The organism is Microbacterium sp. CSI-V, from assembly GCF_001984105.1.
In the GTDB taxonomy this organism is placed as follows: Bacteria; Actinomycetota; Actinomycetes; order Actinomycetales; family Microbacteriaceae; genus Microbacterium.
In genome coordinates, this window is sequence record NZ_MTQM01000007.1 from 251,706 (window position 1) to 269,966 (window position 18,261).

The following is an 18,261-nucleotide window of genomic DNA, read 5'->3' on the forward strand; positions in this document are numbered from 1 at the left end:
ACCGCACCGGGGCCCCGGCCGGACGACGGCGAGACACCCGGGGCCGGGAGCGGACCCGTCGGCGGCTCAGTCGGGCAGACGCCAATCGACGGCGGCCGCGCCCTGCTCCTCGAGCAGCGCGTTCACGCGCGAGAACGGGCGGGAGCCGAAGAAGCCGCGACTCGCCGACAGCGGGGACGGGTGCGCGGAGGAGACGATGGCGGTGTCGCCGAGCAGCGGGGCGAGGTTCGCGGCATCCCTCCCCCACAACACCGCGACCAGGGGCGTTCCGCGCGCGACGAGGCTGCGGATGGCGTGCTCGGTGACGCGTTCCCATCCCCAGCCGCGGTGCGAGGCGGGAGCGCCCGGGGCGACGGTGAGAACCCGGTTCAGCAGCATGACGCCCTGCTCGGCCCACGGCGACAGGTCGCCGTGAGGAGCGGGCGGGATGCCGAGATCGTCCGTCAGCTCGCGGTAGATGTTGGACAGGCTCCGCGGCAGGGGGCGCACGTGCGGGTCGACGGCGAAGGACAACCCGATCGGGTGGCCCGGTGTCGGGTACGGGTCCTGGCCGACGATGAGCACGCGTACCACGTCGATCGGGGTGCGGAAGGCCCGCAGCACGAGGTCGCCCGCGGGGAGGTAGGGCTGACCCTCCGTCCGCAGCCGCTCACCGATCGCGGCGATGTCGCCCGCCACCGGCGCGAGCGGTTCCACCCATGACGCATCGATGAGGCCCGCGGCGGCGAGCTCGGCGAGCGACTTCGCCGTCACGCCGCGTCTTCCTCGTGCACCGACCCCTGGAACGACCACGGGAAGTCGATCCAGAGCGAGGTGTCCTTCCACGAGTAGTCCGGGGCGATGATCGTCGTGGGCTTCGTGTAGATCACGGCGGAGCGCGCGTCGGCTCCGTGGCGGTCGAGCAGCTTCACCGCGAGGTCGAGCGTGCGCCCACTGTCGGCGACGTCGTCGACGAGCAGGACCCGCCGCCCCTGCAGGTAGGACAGGTCGAGCGCGGGGGGCAGCACCTCGGGGGCGTCGAGCACGGTGCCGATGCCGGTGTAGAACTCGACGTTCAACGCGCCGCAGTTCTTCACGCCCAGGCCGTAGGCGATCGCGCCTCCCGGTAGCAGCCCTCCGCGGGCGATCGCGACGACCACCTCGGGGTGGAATCCGTCGGCGACGATCGCGCGGGAGATGTCGCGCGTCGCGTCCCCGAAATCGTCCCAGGTCAGTCGCTCGCGCTCGCCGGTCGTCTCCGCCACGCGGATCCCCTCTCTTCGTGTGCCTTTCACCCTAGGGTGTCTCCCGGATGCCGCCCCACGCGGTGCTAGCCTCGCGCCATGTCGCGCGTCTCGGGCGCGGTCGGCCGGGTGCGCGGGTCCGCACTCGGGGTGACCGCGGGACTCATCGGGTGGTTCGTGCTGGTCGAGCTGGCCAGCGGCATCCTGCAGGGGTACTACGTGCCGTTGCTGCCCGACATCGTCGTGCACCTCGGCATCCGGGATGCCGACGTCAACTGGTTCGAGGCGGCGCAGCTGCTGCTCTCCGCGCTGGTGCTGCCCATCCTGGCCAAGCTCGGCGACGTGTTCGGGCACAAGCGCATCCTGCTCGGCTCGGCGATCGCCACGGCGGCCGCGAGCTGGTGGCTCGTGTTCGCCGACTCCTTCCCGACGTTCCTCCTCGCGTGGGCGCTCCAGGGTTTCTACGTCGTGTGGCTCCCGTTGGAGATCGCCCTCATCTTCGACCGCGGCCGCCGGCAGAGCCGTGGCGTCTCGCAGACCCGCCGCGCGGCGGGGCTGCTCGTCGTCGGCCTCCAGGTCGGCGCCATCGCGGGCGCCCTCGCCGCCGGGCGCCTGTTCGCCGCCACCGGTGGCGATCTGCGTCTGGCCCTCACGGTCCCCGCGATCGCGGTCACCCTGGTGTGCGTCGTGATCTGGTTCGGGGTGCCGGAGTCGGAGCGGATGCCGGGGTCCCGCCGCCTCGACATCGGCGGGTTCGTCCTCCTCGCCGCCGCACTGCTGTGTCTGACGGGCGCGCTGTCGTTCGTGCGTCTCCCGGCGGGCCCGGGGCCCGCGGTCATCGTCCCGCTGCTCGTGATCGGCGCGGCTCTGCTCGTCGTGTTCGCGCGCTACGAGCTCCGCCGCCCCGACCCGGCGGTCGACATCCGCGTGCTGCGCCGGCCGGAGATGTGGCCGGTCCAGGTCACGTCGTTCCTCGTGGGCATCAGCCTGCTCGGCGCCCAGGGGCCGCTCGCGACCTACGCCGGCACCGATCCCTCGCTCGGCTACGGGCTGGGCCTGGATGCCACCGACCGTTCCAACGTCATCGGCGTGTACCTCGTCTCCCTGATCGTCGGCGCGATCCTGTTCGCCGTCACGTCGCGACGCGCGAGTCCCCGGGCGGTCCTCATCGGCGCGGCCGCTCTCGTCGGCGTCGGCTACCTGCTCCTGGTCCCCCTCCACACCGAGCTGTGGGAGGTGCTCCTGTGCCTCACGATCGCCGGCCTCGGCTCGGGCGCACTCGTCGCCGCGATGCCCGCCGCGGCCGCGGCGGCCGCTCCGCGGGGGCAGACGGGCGTGGCATCCGCGCTGACGAACACGACCAAGACCATCGGCGGCACGATGTCGTCCGCGGTGTTCGGGGTGGTCCTCGCCGGTGGCGCGGGCGCAGCGGTGGCGGCGACGGCCGCGCCGCTCGCCGGCTACATCACGGTGTGGTCGATCTGCGCGGCGGGCGGATTCGTCGCGGCGGTCCTGCTGCTGTTCGTCCCGAAGGTCGCGTTCGCCGACACCGCCGAGGCGGAGGCGGCGGCCGGCGCCGCCCGCGGCGACGTCGCCTGAGCCGCCCGCTCAGTCCCGCGCGTCGCGGACGCGCAACGGTCCGCGCGCGAGAAGGTGCTGCGCGGACTGGGCCACGGGACGCACCGTCACCAGGTCGAGGTTGACGTGGCCGGGCGCGTCGACGGCGTACGCGATGACGTCCGCGACGTCCTCCGCCAGGAGCGGGGCCTCGACGCCCTCGTACAGCTTGTCGACGCCGGACTGGTCTCCGCCCAGACGGTTCAGGGTGAACTCCTCGGTGCGGACCATGCCCGGCGCGATCTCGATGACCCGCAGAGGCTCGCCGTTCAGCTCCTGACGGAGGGCGGCCACGAGCATCGACTCGCCCGCCTTGGCGGCGTTGTAGCCGGCGCCTCCGGGGTACGCCGTCTGCGCCGCCGTCGACGTGACGAACAGGAGGTCGGCGTGTCCGACGCGTTCGGCCGCCCGCCGCAGAAGCGGGAGGAGGGATGCCACGAGCCGCTGAGACGACAGGACGTTCGCCTCGAACATCCACCGCCACTGCTCCGGGTCGCCGTCCTCGACGCGATCGGTACCGCGCGCACCCCCGGCGACGTGCACGAGCGCATCGACACCGCCGGTCTCTTCCAGCCACGCGGCGAGGGTCGCCACCGCGTCGCCGTCGGTGAGGTCGGCGACGTGCGCCACGACCCCGGTCTCGGCCTCGAGGGCGGTGAGGCGCTCGGCTCGGCGGGCCACGCCGACCACGTCCCATCCGCGCGCGCGCAGCTCCCGCGCCGTCGCCTCACCGATCCCCGAACTGGCCCCGGTCACCACCGCACGTCTCGTCATGGCATCCACGCTACCGGCGGGCGGCGACGGCGGCCGCGGTCGACGTTACGGCGCGTGTCCCCCCTGTTGTCGGTGCGACCGGGCATCCGTACGCTCGCTGCAGGCCGTGGCATCCGTCGCGGTCCCCGAAGATTTGAGGAGCAGCCGTGTCCGCACCCGAGAACTGGCGTTTCGAGACCAAGCAGATCCACACCGGGGCGCAGCCCGACCCGGTGACGAAGGCTCGCGCGACGCCGATCTACCAGACCACGTCGTACGTGTTCGACAACGCCGACCACGCCGCGAACCTGTTCGCGCTGGCCGAGTTCGGAAACATCTACACCCGCATCCAGAACCCCACGCAGGACGTCGTCGAGCAGCGCATCGCCGCGCTGGAGGGGGGCACCGGAGCCCTCCTGGTCGCGAGCGGTCAGGCGGCGGAGACGTTCGCGGTGCTCAACATCGCGCAGGCGGGCGACCACATCGTCTCGTCGAGCTCGATCTACGGCGGCACGTACAACCTCTTGAAGTACACCCTCGCCAAGCTCGGCATCGAGACGACGTTCGTCGAGAACCAGGACGACCCCGAGGCGTGGCGCGCGGCCGTCCGCCCCAACACGAAGCTCTTCTTCGCCGAGACCATCGGCAACCCGAAGATCAACGTGCTCGACATCCGCACGGTGGCCGACGTCGCGCACGAGAGCGGTGTGCCGCTCATCGTCGACAACACCATCGCGACGCCGTACCTCATCCGTCCCTTCGAGCACGGTGCCGACATCGTCATCCACTCGGCGACGAAGTTCATCGGCGGTCACGGCACGACCATCGGCGGCGTCATCGTCGACGGCGGCACGTTCGCGTGGTCCGAGAACGTGGACAAGTTCCCCGGCCTCACCGAGCCCGACCCGTCGTACCACGGCGCGAGCTACACCACCGCGGTCGGCGACGGCCTCGCCTACATCATCAAGGCGCGCGTGCAGCTGCTGCGCGACCTGGGTGCCGCCATCTCGCCGCACAGCGCGTGGCTGCTCATCCAGGGCCTCGAGACGCTGTCGCTGCGCATCGAGCGCCACGTGCAGAACGCGCAGGAGATCGCCGAGTGGCTCGAGGCGCACGACGACGTCGCGAGCGTGAACTACTCGGGGCTCCCCACCTCGCCCTGGTACGCCGCGGCGAACAACTACGCCCCCAAGGGCGTCGGTGCGGTGCTGTCGTTCGAGCTCAAGGGCGGTGTGGAGGCCGGCCGCGAGTTCGTCAACTCGCTCGACCTGTTCAGCCACCTCGCGAACATCGGCGACGTGCGCTCGCTGGTCATCCACCCCGCCTCGACCACGCACTCCCAGCTCACCCCCGAGCAGCAGCTCACCTCGGGTGTGACGCCGGGCCTCGTGCGCCTGTCGGTGGGTCTGGAGAACATCGACGACCTCAAGGCCGACCTCGACCAGGCCCTCGCCGCCGCGCGGCGCCTGTCCGAGGCCGCTCGCGCCTGACCCGCCCGTCCACGACGCCCCGCCCCGGTCCGCCGGGTCGGGGCGTCGTCGGGTTCGCTCGCGGGGTACGCACGGGAGGAGATCCGGCGACCGGAGGATGCCGCGCGGCCCAGGCATCCTCCCCTCCGCGTTTCTCCTCCGCTCGCCACCGGTCTCGCGCGGTCAGACCCGCTGCCGGGGGCGGAGGCTGCCGAGACCGCCGTCGACGCCGAGCACCTGGCCGGTGATCCAGGCGTTGGCCGGGTCGAGGAGGAACTCCACCGCGCGTGCGACGTCGTCGGGCTCGCCGAGCCGGCCGAGAGGATGCATCGCCTCGGACACCTTGCGCGACGTTTCACTCGCCGTGAGGCCCTCGGTCAGCCGCGTCTGCACCAGTCCCGGCGCGACGGCGTTGATGCGCAGGTCGCGCGCGGCGTAGCTCGCCGCCGCCGAGAGAGTCAGGCCGATGACCCCGGCCTTCGCCGCCGCGATGGCGTCGTGGTTCGACAGCCCCGCCAGCGCCGCGGCCGACGATGTAAGGACGACGGACCCTCCGCGGAGGTGCTTCCCCGCCGCCCGCACTGCCGCGAAGGACGTCGTGAGCGAGGCGGCGACGATGTCGTCGTACTGCTCCCGCGAGGTCAGGTGCGCGGGCTTGAGCAGCATCGAGCCCGCGAACACCGCGATGCCGTCGAGCTCCCCCGCGTCGGACACGGCCCGGTCGACGGCGTCGAAGTCGGTGGCATCCAGGATCATGTCGGGCTCGATCACCGACGTGTCGCGGGCGGTGGTGATCACGCGGTGGCCGGCGTCGCGCAGACGCCGAGCGGTTGCGGCGCCGATGTCGCTCGAGGCCGCGATGAGGAGGAAGTTCGCCATGCTCCGATCCTCGCCGCCGACGCCATCCCCGCGCCGGGGCTGGACAACGACGTCAGACGCCGGTGAGCGCCGTGATGAGCTGTTCGTTCTCCGCGAGCCAACCGGGGTCGTCCTCCCAGAGTTCCGCCAGCTCCCCCTCGGGTGATGTCGCGACGGCGATCGCCGACACCGCGAGCGCCACGACCCCGGCCGACGGCCGCGGGACACGGGCGAGGAAGGGCACGACCTCGTCCGAGAAGACCGGTCCGTCGATGCGGCCGAGGCCGCGGGCGACGACGTCTCCGGCGGCGATCGCGATCGCCGCCTGGTCCGCCTCGAGTTCCGACGGCGCGGCCTCGACCGCGACGCGCAGCGCGTCGCTGACGACATCCCAGCTCTCGGCGTCTTCGAGCTCGAAAGCCCAGTCCGCGGCATTGTCGTTGTCGAACGGCTTGGTGCCCCATGTCCCCATGCTGTGCATGCTAGACCGCGCCGCCGAGATCGCCGTAACAGTCCCTCCGGCCGCGCCCCGACCCGGGAGAATGGATGCCATGGACTGGCAGATCTCCGAAGACACGGTGCCCTCGGCGCCGATCACGGAGGCCGATGCGCGGTCCCTCCTCGGCCGACCGCCGACCACCGGCGCGTGGCGCGACGGCGACCCGGTCGGCGACCGGCGCTTCGCGGCGTTCGGCGAGTTCCGCACCGAGAACGGCGAACGCCTCCCCGGCTTCCGCTTGGCCTACGAGACGTGGGGCGAACTCTCCCCCGCGCGCGACAACGCGGTCCTGATCCTCCACGCCCTCACCGGCGACAGCCACGTCCGCGGCTCCGCGGGTCCGGGACACCCCACCGCCGGCTGGTGGGGCGACCTCGTGGGCCCGGGCGCCGCGATCGACACCGACCGCTGGTTCGTGGTCGCGCCGAACATGCTGGGCGGATGCCAGGGTTCGACGGGACCGGCCAGCATCGCGCCCGACGGCTACGAGTGGGCCGCGCGCTTCCCGTACCTCACGATCCGCGATCAGGTGGGCGCGCAGGCGCTGCTGGCCGATGCGCTGGGGATCGACCGCTGGGCGGCGGTCGTCGGCGGCTCGATGGGCGGGATGCACGCCCTGGAATGGGCGGTCGGGCACCCCGACCGGGTCCAGCGCGCCGCCATCCTGTCGTCGCCGCCGATCACGACCGCAGACCAGATCGCGCTCAACACCGTCCAGGCCGACACCATCCGGATGGACCCGCGTTTCGCGGGCGGGGCGTTCTACGACGCCGCCGACGGCGACGGCCCGCACCGCGGACTCGCTCTCGCCCGTCGAATGGCGATGCTGAGCTACCGCAGCCCGACCGAGCTGAACCAGCGGTTCCAGCGGTCGTGGCAGTCCGGTGTCAGCCCCCTGGGCCGCGGCGGGCGCTTCGCGGTGGAGTCGTACCTCGACTTCCACGGCAACAAGTTCACCCGCCGCTTCGACGCCAACAGCTACCTGACGCTCGTCGAGGCCATGAACTCCCACGACGTGGGCCGCGACCGCGACGGCGTCGAGGACGCGCTGCGACGGGTGACGGCGACGACCCTCGTGCTCGGGGTCGACACCGACCGGCTCTTCCCGGTGGACGGGCAGCACCGCATCGCCCGCGGCATCCCGAACACCCTCGATGGGGATCAGGCGGTGGTGCTCACGAGCGACTTCGGCCACGACGGGTTCCTCATCGAGACCGCGGCCGTCGACCACCACCTGCGGCGGTTGTTCGCCGTCTGACCCAGACGCCGGTTCCCGCGGCGCCACACCCGGAGTCGGCCGCGCGGAACCGGTGCGTCCGTCGAGTGTCCAGGACACGCGGACGCGAGCCCGCGGCATCCGCGTGTCTTGGACACTGAGGAGGGAACGCGAGCCGCGCGGAACCGATGCGTCCGTCGAGTGTCCAGGACACGCCGACGCGCGCCCGCGGCATCCGCGTGTCTTGGACACTGAATTCCGAGCGCGCGCGTCGGAAACGGCGGCGGACGCGTGCGACCGCGGGGATCAGCCCTGCGTCGGGATCGAACCGGTGATCGCCGTGGTCGCGGCCTCGGCGGCCGGCATCCGGTGGGCGGGGTGGTGTCCGCTGCGATCCTCCACACGGTAGGCGACGACCGCGACGACGAGACCGGCGAGGGCCAGTACCGCGCCCACCCAGGCCGGAGCGACCAGCCCGAGGCCCGCGGCGATGACCAGCCCGCCGAGGAGCGCACCCAGGCTGTTGCCCATGTTCAACGCCGAGTGGTTCAGCGCCGCGGCGATGGACTGGTTGTCCTCCGCGACGTCCATGAGCCGCGTCTGGATCGCGGGGCTGAGCGCCGCACCGCAGAAGGCGACGAGGAACGCGAACAACGCGAGGCTGAAGATCCAGCCGGCGGTAAGAGCCAGACCGATGGATGCCGCGGCCAGGGCGACCAGCCCGACGTGCAACCAGAATCGCAGGTCTTTGTCGGCGAGGCCACCGCCCACGATGTTGCCGATCGTCATCCCGACGCCCACCAGCACCAGGACGACCGACACCACCCACTCGGGCTGACCCGCGACGTCGGTGATCATGGGTGCGATGTAGCTGTACATCGCGAAGAAGCCGCCGAACCCGATCGCGCCGATGCCGAGCGCGAACCAGACCTGACCGAGGCGGAAGACCCGCAGCTCGTCGCGGAGGCGGCGTCCGGGCATCCCCGGATGGGCGGGCACGAAGAACGCGATGCAGACGGTGGCGAGCAGGAAGATTCCGGCCACGACGGCGAACGCGGCGCGCCAGCCGACCTGCTGGCCCAGCAGCGTGCCGAGCGGCACGCCGACGACGTTCGCGATGGTGAGCCCGGTGAGGACGAACGCGACGCCCTTCGCGCGATTGCCGGGGCCGAGCGCGTCGGCGGCGACGAGCGCACCGATGCCGAAGTACGCGCCGTGCGGGAGACCCGCGAGGAACCGGGAGGCCGCGACCAGCTCGAACGTCGGCGCGATCACGGTCAGCAGGGTGAAGAACGCGAGGGCCGCGGCGAGCACGATCATCACCCGGTGCCGAGGGAACCGGGCCACCGATCCCGCGATCGTCGGCGCACCGACGACGACGCCGAGGGCGTAGAGCGAGACGAGCCAGCCCGCCTGGGCGATGGCGTCGTCGGGGGAAGCGGCCCAGGCCGACGGGAGGAGGTCGCGCGCGATGTTGGGCAGAAGGCCCATCACGACGAACTCGGTCATGCCGATGCCGAAGCTGCCGATGGCGAGAGAAAGGAGCGCCCGCTTCGCCGCACCCTTCGAGGTCTTCGAAGAGGTCACCCGCTGATGCTAGTGGCCCGTACCCGGCGGTGTCGAATCGATTCGGCGCCCCGCGTGTCGGGATGCCCTACACGCGGAGCGCGCCGCGACGACGCAGCCCCGGCGCGATAAACGCGGTTCGCGCGCATAAACGCGAGGAGAACGCGTTTCTCGTCGTGAATCGTGTTTATCGCGGGATGCCACGGCTGGACGCCGCGGCCGGACGCCGCGGCTGGACGCCGCGCGCGACGCGAGACGCCGGGCCGCGCCGGACGCGGGACGCCGCGCCGCGGCGCCGCACTCAGCCCGCGTCGTCGATCGCGCGCTCGAGGCGCTCGATCTTGCCGTCGATCTCGCCCGTGCGGCCGGGGCGGATGTCGGCCTTCAGCACCAGCGAGACGCGCGAGCCGTACGGCAGCACGGCATCCGTCGCCCGCTTGACGACGTCGAAGACCTCGTCCCACTCCCCCTCGATCTCGGTGAACATCGAGGTCGTACGGTGGGGCAGCCCCGACGCGCGGACGACGGCCACCGCGGCGGCGACGGCGTCGTGGACGGATCCGTCGGCGTTCTCCGCGGAAGCGGTACCGACACCGGATGGGGCGACCGAGAACGCGATGAGCATGGTCCGAGCCTAGGTCGTCGTCTGCCGTGCCGGCACGGAACGTCGACCGAGCACCCACTCGCGCAGGTCGGCGGGGCGCGCGACGCGGTGCGTGGGCGCCTGCACGACGCGGACGATGGCCCAGACCATCAGCACGAGGCCGAGGAGGTTCCGCAGCTCCAGCAGGAACACCGGGAAGGGCGCCGGGTGGGTGGCCATGAGCCCGTCGTACACGAGCGGGTACACCCACTGCGTCACCCCCGCGATCGCGAGGGTCAGGGCGGCGAAGCCGTACCAGCGGCGCCGGTCGAGCAGCAGACCGATCACCACCGGCGGGAACAGCCAGACGTAGTACTGGGGCGAGCCGACCTTGTTGAGCGCGATGAAGGCGGTGACCAGCGCGAGCGCCAGCGGCGGGAAGACGCGGAGGAAGGTCGCGCCGAGCCACATCTTCCGGGCGCCGACGATCAGCACCGCCAGCATGACCAGCAGCATGATCGGCGTCATCGCGGCGATGACGACGTCGGCGCCGGGCCCGGTCACCTGGAAGGTGAGGACGCCGCCGTCGTAGTAGACCTCGGAGCCGGGCACGTAGAACGCGGCGAGGAACATGTAGAGCCCGCCGACGGGCGCTTCCATCTGGATGCCGCGGGAGGTCTGGTCCCCGACGAATCCGAAGACGTAGGGCGCACCGCCGAGAGCGACGACCGGGATGATCGTCGCGAGCGACACGGCGACCGCTCCCCACACGAGGGCGAGGCGTCGGCGGATGGCGACGAAACCGGCGGCCAGGATCGCCGCGGGCCACACCTTCATCCAGATCGCGACCGACAGGAGCACGGATGCCACGAACGGCCGCCGCACGAGCCAGAGCGCGCCGAGGATCGCGAACGGCACGGTGATGCCGTCGATGCGGTAGAGCCCGACCGGCCCGATGAGGAGGATCGCGGCGAGCCAGAACCAGGCGGCGAGGACGCGGCCGCGCGAACGACCGGAGCCGACGAGCACCACGAAGGCGACCAGGTTGAACAGCGACACCGTGATCGCCCAGGCCGGCGTGTACCCCACGGCCCACGCGAACACCCACGCGAACGTCATCGGCAGGAAGGCGAGCTGCGGGTAGATCCACTTCTCGGTGATCCCCGGCCACGCCCACGCGTCCGACCGCGTGCAGGAGGAGACGTCGATGCCGCCGAAGAGGGCGCAGCGCGACCACGGTTCGTACACCAGATACACGTCACCCATGGGCTCGTTGGGCTGCTGATAGCCCAGGATCCCCACCGTGACGTGGACGGCGACGAACGCCAGCAACAGAACGACGACACGCCTCACCACCGGATCATCCTAAGCGGGCGTCCCTGAGCGCCCCGGACGACGGGATGCCACGGGTGCCGACTCGACGCGACCTGGCGGGCTTCGCGACGGGCAACCGTTATGCGATCGAGTCCGTCATCCGGCGGTGAGCACCTCCGCGACCACCCTCGGCAGCGCCTCGGCGACGTCGAGAGCGGTGAGGGGGCCTCCCGCCCCTCCGTGACGGGCGGCGGCGACCGTGCCCGCGGCGCCGTGCAGCCACGCGGCCGTCGCGGCGCACGCCGCGAGCTCGTCGGGGGACGTGCGCCCCGCCGCGGTCGCGCCCGCGGCGACCGCCCCGAGTACCCCGCCGAGGACGTCGCCGGTGCCGGCGGTCGCCAGCCACGGCGTCCCGCTCCGGACGCGGCGCACCCAGCCGCCCGGCGCGGCCACGATCGTCACGGCACCTTTGGACAGGACGACTCCGCCGAGTGCCGCGGCGGTTTCGACCGCCTCCCGCTCGCGCTCGTCGTCGTCGGCCGCGTCCGAGGGACCGAGCCCCAACGCCGCGCGCAGCCGCGCCAGCTCACGCGCGTGCGGCGTCACGATCACCGGGGCCGACGCGGCCGACACCAGGTCCAGGGCTCCCGCATCCGCCACGACGGGCACCTCGCCCGACAGGATGCCGCGCAGCGCCGCGGTCTCCGCGGCGTCACGCTCGGCGGCATCCGTGCCCGATCCGATGACCCAAGCCTGCACGCGGCCGTCGGCCGTCACGGTCTCGGGCCGTCGCTGCAGCACGAGGTCCTGCGCCCGCGCGGGTCCGAGGTAGCGCACCATGCCCGTCCCCGTGCGCCACGCGGCTTCGACACCGAGCACCGCGGCGCCCGGGTACCGCGTCGATCCGGTGCGCAGTCCCACGACCCCGCGGGAATACTTGTCGTCGGCGTCCGTTGGCCTCCGAAGTGTGCGGGCCGCATCGTGCCCCGTCCAGTCCCTCGCCGTCATGGCGTCACCCTAGAACGAGAGAGGCCGACGTGAGCACCCTCTTCACGCCCCTGACCGTCCGCGGTATCGAGATGCGCAACCGCCTGTGGGTCTCGCCCATGTGCCAGTACAGCGCCGTCGACGGCATCCCGAACGACTGGCACCACGTGCATCTCGCGCAGTTCGCCGCCGGGGGCGCCGGCCTCGTGATCGCCGAGGCCACCGCGGTCTCGCCGGAGGCCCGCATCTCCCCCGACGACGTCGGACTGTGGAACAACGCGCAGGTCGAGGCCTGGACGCCGATCGTGGCCGCGATCCGGGCACGCGGCGCCGTCCCGGGCGTCCAGCTCGGCCACGCGGGGCGCAAGGCCTCGACGACGTCGCCGCTGACCGGCGGCCGCGGGTCCGTGCCCACGGCGGACGGTGGCTGGGAGACCGTCGCCCCCTCGGCGATCGCGTACCCCGGTTTCGCCGAGCCGCCTGAGCTCGACGCCGCGGGCATCGAGAAGGTCGTCGCCGATTTCGCGGATGCCGCCCGCCGGGCCGTCGCGGCCGGCTTCGAGGTCCTCGAGGTGCACGCGGCGCACGGCTACCTGCTGCACCAGTTCCTGTCGCCGCTGAGCAACCACCGCGACGACGAGTACGGCGGGTCGTTCGACGGACGCGTGCGCCTGCTCGAGCGGGTGACCGCCGCGGTGCGCGCAGCCGCTCCCGACGCGGCGGTGTTCGTCCGGTTCTCGGGAACGGATGCCGCCGACGGCGGCTGGGACATCGACGACACCGTCCGAGCCGCCGAGCGCGTCGCCGCCGCGGGCGCCGACCTCATCGACGTCTCCAGCGGTGGGCTGGTGCCGCACCAGAGCATCCAGCCGGGCCCCGGATACCAGGTGCCCCTCGCCGAGAAGGTGCGTCGCAAGACCGGCCTCCTCGTCGCCGCCGTCGGCATGATCGACGACGCTCACCTGGCGGAGTCGGTCGTCGCCGAGGGGCGCGCCGACGCGGTGCTCTCCGCGCGCGAGTGGCTCCGCGACCCGCACTACGCCCTCCGCGCGGCGGTCGAGCTCGGCGCCGAGCTCCCCGCGCCGGCCCAGTACCTGCGGGCCTACTGAGCGCGGGCCGGATGCCACTCCCCGCCGTCAGACGAACCGACGGCGGGCCGTGGCATCCTGCACTTCGCCCACGAGCTCTTCGATGACGTCCTCGAGGAACAGCACCGCGCGCACCTCGCCGGCCTCGTCGCGCACCTGGGCGAGGTGACGACCCGAGCGTCGCATGAGGGCCAGCGCGTCTTCGAGATCGGTCGACTCCAGCACCGACACCATGTGGTGGATGCGCTTGGTCGGGATCGGCCGCGCCATGTCGGCCTCGTCGTCGGGCCCCTCCGCCACCCGCAGGACGTCCTTGAGGTGGACGTACCCGGTCGGATGCCCGTGCGCGTCGACGATCACGTACCGCGAGTACCCGTGGACCGCCACCGCCCGCTCGATCTCGGCGGGCGTGGTCGTCTCGGGGAGTGTGACGAGATCGGCCATCGGGACGGCGATGTCGGCCGCTTTCTTCTCGGTGAACTCCACCACGGCGGTCACCGTGCCGGCCGCGTCGTCGAGGACCCCCTCGCGGCGGGACTGGTTCACGATCGTCGCGACCTCGTCGAGGGTGAAGGTGGAGGCCGCCTCGTCCTTCGGCTCGACGCGGAAGAGCCGCACGATGTGGTTCGCGGTCCAGTTGAGCGCCACGATGACGGGGTAGAACGCCTTCGACACCGCCACGAGCGGCGGGGCGAGCATCAGCACGGCCCGGTCGGGCAGCGAGAACGCGAGGTTCTTCGGCACCATCTCGCCGAAGACGACGTGCAGGTACGACACCACCAGCAGCGCCACGACGAACCCGGCGACGTCGACCGCCGTCTCGGAGAGTCCCGTCAGCCCGAGCGGCCCGGCGAGGAGGTGATGGATCGCGGGCTCCGACACGTTCAGGATCAGCAGCGAGCAGATCGTGATGCCGAGCTGGCAGGTCGCGAGCATCAGCGTCGCGTGCTCCATGGCGTACAGCGCGGTCTTCGCCGACCGCGACCCGCGCTCGGCGAGCGGCTCGACCTGCGAGCGTCGGGCGGAGATCACGGCGAACTCGGAGCCGACGAAGAAGGCGTTGGCGGCCAGCAGGACCACCAGCCAGGCGATTCCGGCCCAGTCGCTCATCGCTGGTCACCCCCCTTGGCCGCGCGGACGAGGTCGGCGACCCCCTCCTCGGACGGGGCGGGGGTGAACTGCACCCGGTCGACGCGACGACCGTCCATGCGGTGGACGGTGAGGACGCCGTCCTCGACCTCGACGGTGTCGCCCACCTTCGGGATGCGTTCGAGCTCGGCCATCAGGAATCCGCCCACGGTGTCGTAGACCTCTCCCTCGGGGACGCGCACGCCGGCGCGGTCGAGGAGCTCGTCGGGGCGGAGGTCGCCCGGGAAGGTGAGGGATGCCGCGGTGCGCACGACACCGGCGCGGGATCGATCATGCTCGTCGAGGACCTCGCCGACGATCTCTTCCACCAGGTCTTCCAGCGTCACCACACCCGCGGTGCCGCCGTACTCGTCGACGACGATCGCCATCTGGTAGCCGCGCGAACGCAGCTCGGAGACGAGGGTGTCGAGGTGGACGGTCTCGGGGACCCGCAGCGGCTCGGTGGCGAGGGCGGCGACGGGGACGTCGCCGCGTCGGTCGCGGGGCACCCCGACGGCCGCCTTCAAGTGCACGACGCCGATGATGTCGTCCATCGACTCGTCGTAGACGGGGAAGCGGCTGTGCCCGGTCCGGCGCGCGAGCTGGATGACGGCGTCGGTGGGCTCACCGGCGGCGAGCGCGTGCACGCTCGGTCGCGGGGTCATGACGTCGGCCGCGCTCAACCGGGCGAAGGTGAGGCTCCGGTCCAGAAGCGAGGCGGTGTCCTTCTCGAGCATGCCGGCGCTGGCGGAGCGGCGGACGAGGCTCGAGAGCTCCTCCGCCGTCCGCGCACCGGACAGCTCCTCCTTGGGCTCCACCCCCACCGCGCGCAGCACGCCGTTGGCGCTGCCGTTGAGGACGGCGACGGCGGGACGGAACACCGTGGTGAAGGCCACCTGGAACGGAATGACGAGCTTGGCCGCCTGACGCGGGACCGCGAGGGCGAAGTTCTTGGGGACGAGTTCGCCCAGGATCATCGACAGGATCGTGGCGATGGCGATGCCGAGCACGGCCGAGACCGGGCCGACGACCGCCTCGGGGATCGACCACGAGAGGAAGACGGGGCGCAGCAGGTTCGAGATCGCCGGTTCCATCGTGTAACCGGTGAGCAGCGTCGTGAGGGTGATGCCCAGCTGGGCGCTCGAGAGGTGGGTCGAGGTGATCCGCAGCGCGTCGATCGTCAGCGACAGTCGCGTCTCGCCCGCCGCGCGGCGCGATTCGAGATCGGCTCGGTCCAGATTGACCAGCGCGAATTCGCTCGCGACGAAGAGTCCCGTGCCCACCGTGAGAAGCAGCCCCACGCCCAACATGACGTAATCCATCACGCGTCACCCCCGCTCGGCGCGGGAGAGGGTCGTCGGGGCTCGGGTCTACAACTGGGAGGGTCGTCCATCGTGCCCCCGATTCTAGGGCCTCGCACGCCCGCCGGCACCGGGCCGACGGCATCCGTTCCGACCCTCCAGGATGGGGGCATGGATGCCACCCCTTCGACGCAGCAGCGCGCCGCAGCCGCCGAGGACGCGGTCATCACCGCGTACGTGCACCGGTACGGGCCCGTCGCGTGGGCCCACGCGGCGACGGCCGGCGACGGCGCCCGCACCTGGCACTACTGGTGGCATGCCCATCTGGTCCATGTGCTGGCCGAGGCCGAGCGGCACCGCCCGTCGGCCGCCCGACGACGACTGATCGGCGACCTCCTTCGCGGTATCACCGTGCGCACGGCCGGGACCTGGATCACCCCGTTCTACGACGACATCGCGTGGATGGGACTCGCGCTCGCCGAGACCCGCCCTCACGGTCGTGCCCGCGCGCGCATCGCGCGACTGCTCGCCGGGGCATTCGACCCCGCCGTCGGGGCGCTGCCCTGGCGCACGCGCAGCGTCCTCTACAACGCCCCCGCCAACGGACCGGCCGCCATGGTGCTCGCGCCCAGCCGTCACCGCGCCCTCGCCGAGCGGATGACGGCGTGGATGGCCGCGGTCCTCGACGATCCCGCGACAGGGCTCGTCCGCGACGGCATCGAGCACGGCGGCGTGCGTCCCGACCTGTGGACGTACAACCAGGGCGTCGCGATCGGGGCCGCCCTCGCCCTCGGCGACGGCACCCGCGCCGGCACCGTCCTGGAGGCCGTGGACCGGTGGTGCGCCGCCGAGGAGGGCCTGTTCCCCGCGGCCGGGGGCGGCGACGGCGGCCTGTTCGCCGGCATCCTGGCCCGCTACCTCGGGGTGGCCGCCTCCCGGATGGACGGCGAGGACGCGGACCGCGCGCGCCGCCTCCTCCGTCGCAACGCCGATGCACTGTGGGCGATGCGCCGCGACGGGGCGTTCCCGGCCGATCCGCGCCGACCCGCGCTCCCGACGGGCGATGACCGGGATCTCTCCGTCCAGCTGGGCGCCTGGATCACGCTCGAGGCCGACGTCACGGCGTCGGCGTCGGTCACCAGCTGACCGGCAGGGCCTTGCCCTCCTCGTAGCCGGCGGCCGACTGCAGTCCGACCCGGGCACGGTCGTGGAACTGGGCGACCGTCGCCGCTCCCGCGTAGGTGAAGGACGATCGCACCCCGGAGGTGATCATGTCGAGCAGGTCCTCCACCCCGGGCCGCTGCGGGTCGAGGTAGATGCGCGACGAGGAGATCCCCTCCGCGAAGAGCTCCTTGCGGGCGCGTTCGAACGGATCGAGGCCGCCGAACCGCCCCTGCACGGCCTTGGTCGAAGCCATGCCCCACGACTCCTTGTAGATCCGCCCATCGGCATCCCGCAGGAGTTGCCCGGGCGACTCGATCGTCCCGGCGAACCACGAGCCGATCATGACGGATGCCGCGCCCGCGGCGAGCGCGAGGGCGACATCGCGCGGATAGCGCACCCCGCCGTCCGCCCACACGTGCGCCCCGGCCGCCCGCGCGGCCTCGGCCGTCTCGAGCACGGCGGAGAACTGGGGCCGCCCGACCGCGGTCATCATGCGCGTGGTGCACATCGCCCCGGGGCCCACGCCGACCTTGAGGATCGAGGCTCCCGCCGCGGTCAGGTCGCGCACGCCGTCGGCGGTGACGATGTTGCCGGCCGCGATCGGGATGCCGAGGTCGAGCGCCGCGACCTCGCGGAGCGCGCGCAGCATCTGCTCCTGGTGGCCGTGCGCGGTGTCGACGACGAGGACGTCGACCCCGGCCGCGGCGAGCGCGCGAGCCTTCCCGGCGACGTCGCCGTTGATCCCCACCGCGGCCGCGACGATGAGCCGGCCGTCGGCGTCGACCGCGGGGCGGTAGACGGACGCGCGCAGGGCGCTGCGCGCCGAGAGCGTTCCGACGACGCGATCGCCGTCGATGACCGGGACGATGTCCACGGCCGCTTCGCTGATGAGCGCGAACACGGCCCGCGGATCGCCCACCTCGCCGACGCCGACCGCGGGGGCGTCGTGCCGCGCGATGTCGCCGAGGGTGGCATCCGGGAGGGCCGTCGCCAGGCGTGGAGCGGGAACAATGCCGTGCACGCGCGAGATGTCGATCGCGCCGTCCGGGCGCACCTCGGCCACCACGATGCCGCGCCCGGCGATGGGCGGAAGGATGCGGCGGGCATCGGCCACGGTCGCCTCGGGCGGGAGGACGAGCGGGGTGTCCCAGGCCACCGGTTGCGCCTTCACCCGGCCGACGGCGGCGACCAGGTCGGGGAGCGCCAGGTCCTGCGGCAGCACGCCGAGACCGCCGCGTCGCGCGAGCGTCGCCGCGAGCCGCGGTCCGGTCACCGAGTTCATGTTCGACGCGACCAGGGGAAGAGTCGCCCCGCTCCCGTCCCCCGGCGCGAGGTCCACGGCGAGGCGGCTGCCCACCTCGGAATGGCGCGGGACCAGGAAGACGTCCGAGTAGGTGAGGTCGACATCGGGCTGTGCACCGGAGAACTCCATGGCATCCACCTCACCACATCCGATCAATGGCAAGACCCCGGAAGGAGCCAGGAATCCTCGGCT

General features: G+C 72.5%; 17 protein-coding genes. 5 read left to right on the forward strand and 12 right to left on the reverse strand.

Annotated features, from left to right (window positions below):
* Positions 1–66: 66 nt before the first annotated feature.
* Positions 67–753, reverse strand: a complete 687-nt coding sequence (locus CSIV_RS05360; RefSeq protein WP_077050374.1) for a uracil-DNA glycosylase — start codon at positions 751–753, stop codon at positions 67–69.
* Complete coding sequence (locus tag CSIV_RS05365) at positions 750–1,244, reverse strand: phosphoribosyltransferase (protein WP_077050375.1); 495 nt, start codon at positions 1,242–1,244, stop codon at positions 750–752. The genes CSIV_RS05360 and CSIV_RS05365 overlap by 4 nt, the downstream gene beginning before the upstream one ends.
* Before the next feature lie 78 nt (positions 1,245–1,322).
* Here CSIV_RS05365 and CSIV_RS05370 point away from each other — a divergent pair, with 78 nt between their 5' ends.
* Positions 1,323–2,822, forward strand: coding sequence for an MFS transporter (locus tag CSIV_RS05370; protein WP_077050376.1), 1,500 nt, complete (start codon positions 1,323–1,325; stop codon positions 2,820–2,822).
* A gap of 9 nt (positions 2,823–2,831) precedes the next feature.
* On the opposite strand, the gene CSIV_RS05375 is transcribed toward CSIV_RS05370, so the two are convergent.
* Positions 2,832–3,614, reverse strand: a complete 783-nt coding sequence (locus tag CSIV_RS05375) for an SDR family oxidoreductase (protein WP_175627570.1) — start codon at positions 3,612–3,614, stop codon at positions 2,832–2,834.
* 146 nt (positions 3,615–3,760) lie between these two features.
* On the opposite strand from CSIV_RS05375, the gene CSIV_RS05380 reads away from it, so the two are divergent.
* Complete coding sequence (locus tag CSIV_RS05380; RefSeq protein ID WP_077050377.1) at positions 3,761–5,083, forward strand: bifunctional o-acetylhomoserine/o-acetylserine sulfhydrylase; 1,323 nt, start codon at positions 3,761–3,763, stop codon at positions 5,081–5,083.
* A 162-nt stretch (positions 5,084–5,245) separates the two neighbouring features.
* On the opposite strand, the gene CSIV_RS05385 is transcribed toward CSIV_RS05380, so the two are convergent.
* A complete protein-coding gene (locus tag CSIV_RS05385) occupies positions 5,246–5,941 on the reverse strand; it encodes an SDR family NAD(P)-dependent oxidoreductase (RefSeq protein ID WP_077050378.1) in 696 nt (231 codons plus the stop codon).
* Between the two features lie 52 nt (positions 5,942–5,993).
* Positions 5,994–6,392, reverse strand: coding sequence for a DUF4259 domain-containing protein (locus tag CSIV_RS05390; RefSeq protein WP_077050379.1), 399 nt, complete (start codon positions 6,390–6,392; stop codon positions 5,994–5,996).
* 79 nt (positions 6,393–6,471) lie between these two features.
* On the opposite strand from CSIV_RS05390, the gene metX reads away from it, so the two are divergent.
* Positions 6,472–7,677: a homoserine O-acetyltransferase MetX gene (gene metX, locus CSIV_RS05395; RefSeq protein WP_077050380.1), complete on the forward strand. Its 1,206-nt coding sequence runs from the start codon at positions 6,472–6,474 to the stop codon at positions 7,675–7,677.
* Positions 7,678–7,941: 264 nt separating this feature from the next.
* On the opposite strand, the gene CSIV_RS05400 is transcribed toward metX, so the two are convergent.
* The 4 genes from CSIV_RS05400 to CSIV_RS05415 all read right to left on the reverse strand — a co-directional run bounded on the left by CSIV_RS05400 (position 7,942) and on the right by CSIV_RS05415 (position 12,106).
* Complete coding sequence (locus CSIV_RS05400; RefSeq protein ID WP_077050381.1) at positions 7,942–9,222, reverse strand: MFS transporter; 1,281 nt, start codon at positions 9,220–9,222, stop codon at positions 7,942–7,944.
* A gap of 280 nt (positions 9,223–9,502) precedes the next feature.
* Positions 9,503–9,826 carry a thiamine-binding protein gene (locus CSIV_RS05405; RefSeq protein ID WP_077050382.1) on the reverse strand — a complete coding sequence of 108 codons (324 nt, stop codon included), beginning with the start codon at positions 9,824–9,826 and terminating at the stop codon, positions 9,503–9,505.
* 9 nt (positions 9,827–9,835) lie between these two features.
* Positions 9,836–11,140 (reverse strand): glycosyltransferase family 87 protein, encoded by a 1,305-nt coding sequence (locus CSIV_RS05410; protein WP_077050383.1) that lies wholly within the window; start codon positions 11,138–11,140, stop codon positions 9,836–9,838.
* 114 nt (positions 11,141–11,254) lie between these two features.
* Entirely contained in the window at positions 11,255–12,106 is an 852-nt protein-coding gene (locus CSIV_RS05415; RefSeq protein WP_077050384.1) for an ADP-dependent NAD(P)H-hydrate dehydratase, read from the reverse strand.
* A 29-nt stretch (positions 12,107–12,135) separates the two neighbouring features.
* Here CSIV_RS05415 and CSIV_RS05420 point away from each other — a divergent pair, with 29 nt between their 5' ends.
* A complete protein-coding gene (locus CSIV_RS05420) occupies positions 12,136–13,194 on the forward strand; it encodes an NADH:flavin oxidoreductase/NADH oxidase (RefSeq protein ID WP_077050385.1) in 1,059 nt (352 codons plus the stop codon).
* Positions 13,195–13,221: 27 nt separating this feature from the next.
* Here the strand turns inward: CSIV_RS05420 and CSIV_RS05425 are convergent, their stop codons facing one another.
* Entirely contained in the window at positions 13,222–14,283 is a 1,062-nt protein-coding gene (locus CSIV_RS05425; RefSeq protein WP_077050386.1) for a hemolysin family protein, read from the reverse strand.
* Complete coding sequence (locus CSIV_RS05430; RefSeq protein WP_077050387.1) at positions 14,280–15,623, reverse strand: hemolysin family protein; 1,344 nt, start codon at positions 15,621–15,623, stop codon at positions 14,280–14,282. The genes CSIV_RS05425 and CSIV_RS05430 overlap by 4 nt, the downstream gene beginning before the upstream one ends.
* A gap of 150 nt (positions 15,624–15,773) precedes the next feature.
* Here CSIV_RS05430 and CSIV_RS05435 point away from each other — a divergent pair, with 150 nt between their 5' ends.
* Positions 15,774–16,748, forward strand: coding sequence for a glycoside hydrolase family 76 protein (locus tag CSIV_RS05435; protein ID WP_077050388.1), 975 nt, complete (start codon positions 15,774–15,776; stop codon positions 16,746–16,748).
* On the opposite strand, the gene CSIV_RS05440 is transcribed toward CSIV_RS05435, so the two are convergent.
* Entirely contained in the window at positions 16,738–18,198 is a 1,461-nt protein-coding gene (locus tag CSIV_RS05440; protein ID WP_077050389.1) for a GuaB1 family IMP dehydrogenase-related protein, read from the reverse strand. The two genes, CSIV_RS05435 and CSIV_RS05440, sit on opposite strands and share 11 nt — an antisense overlap.
* Positions 18,199–18,261 lie beyond the last annotated feature (63 nt).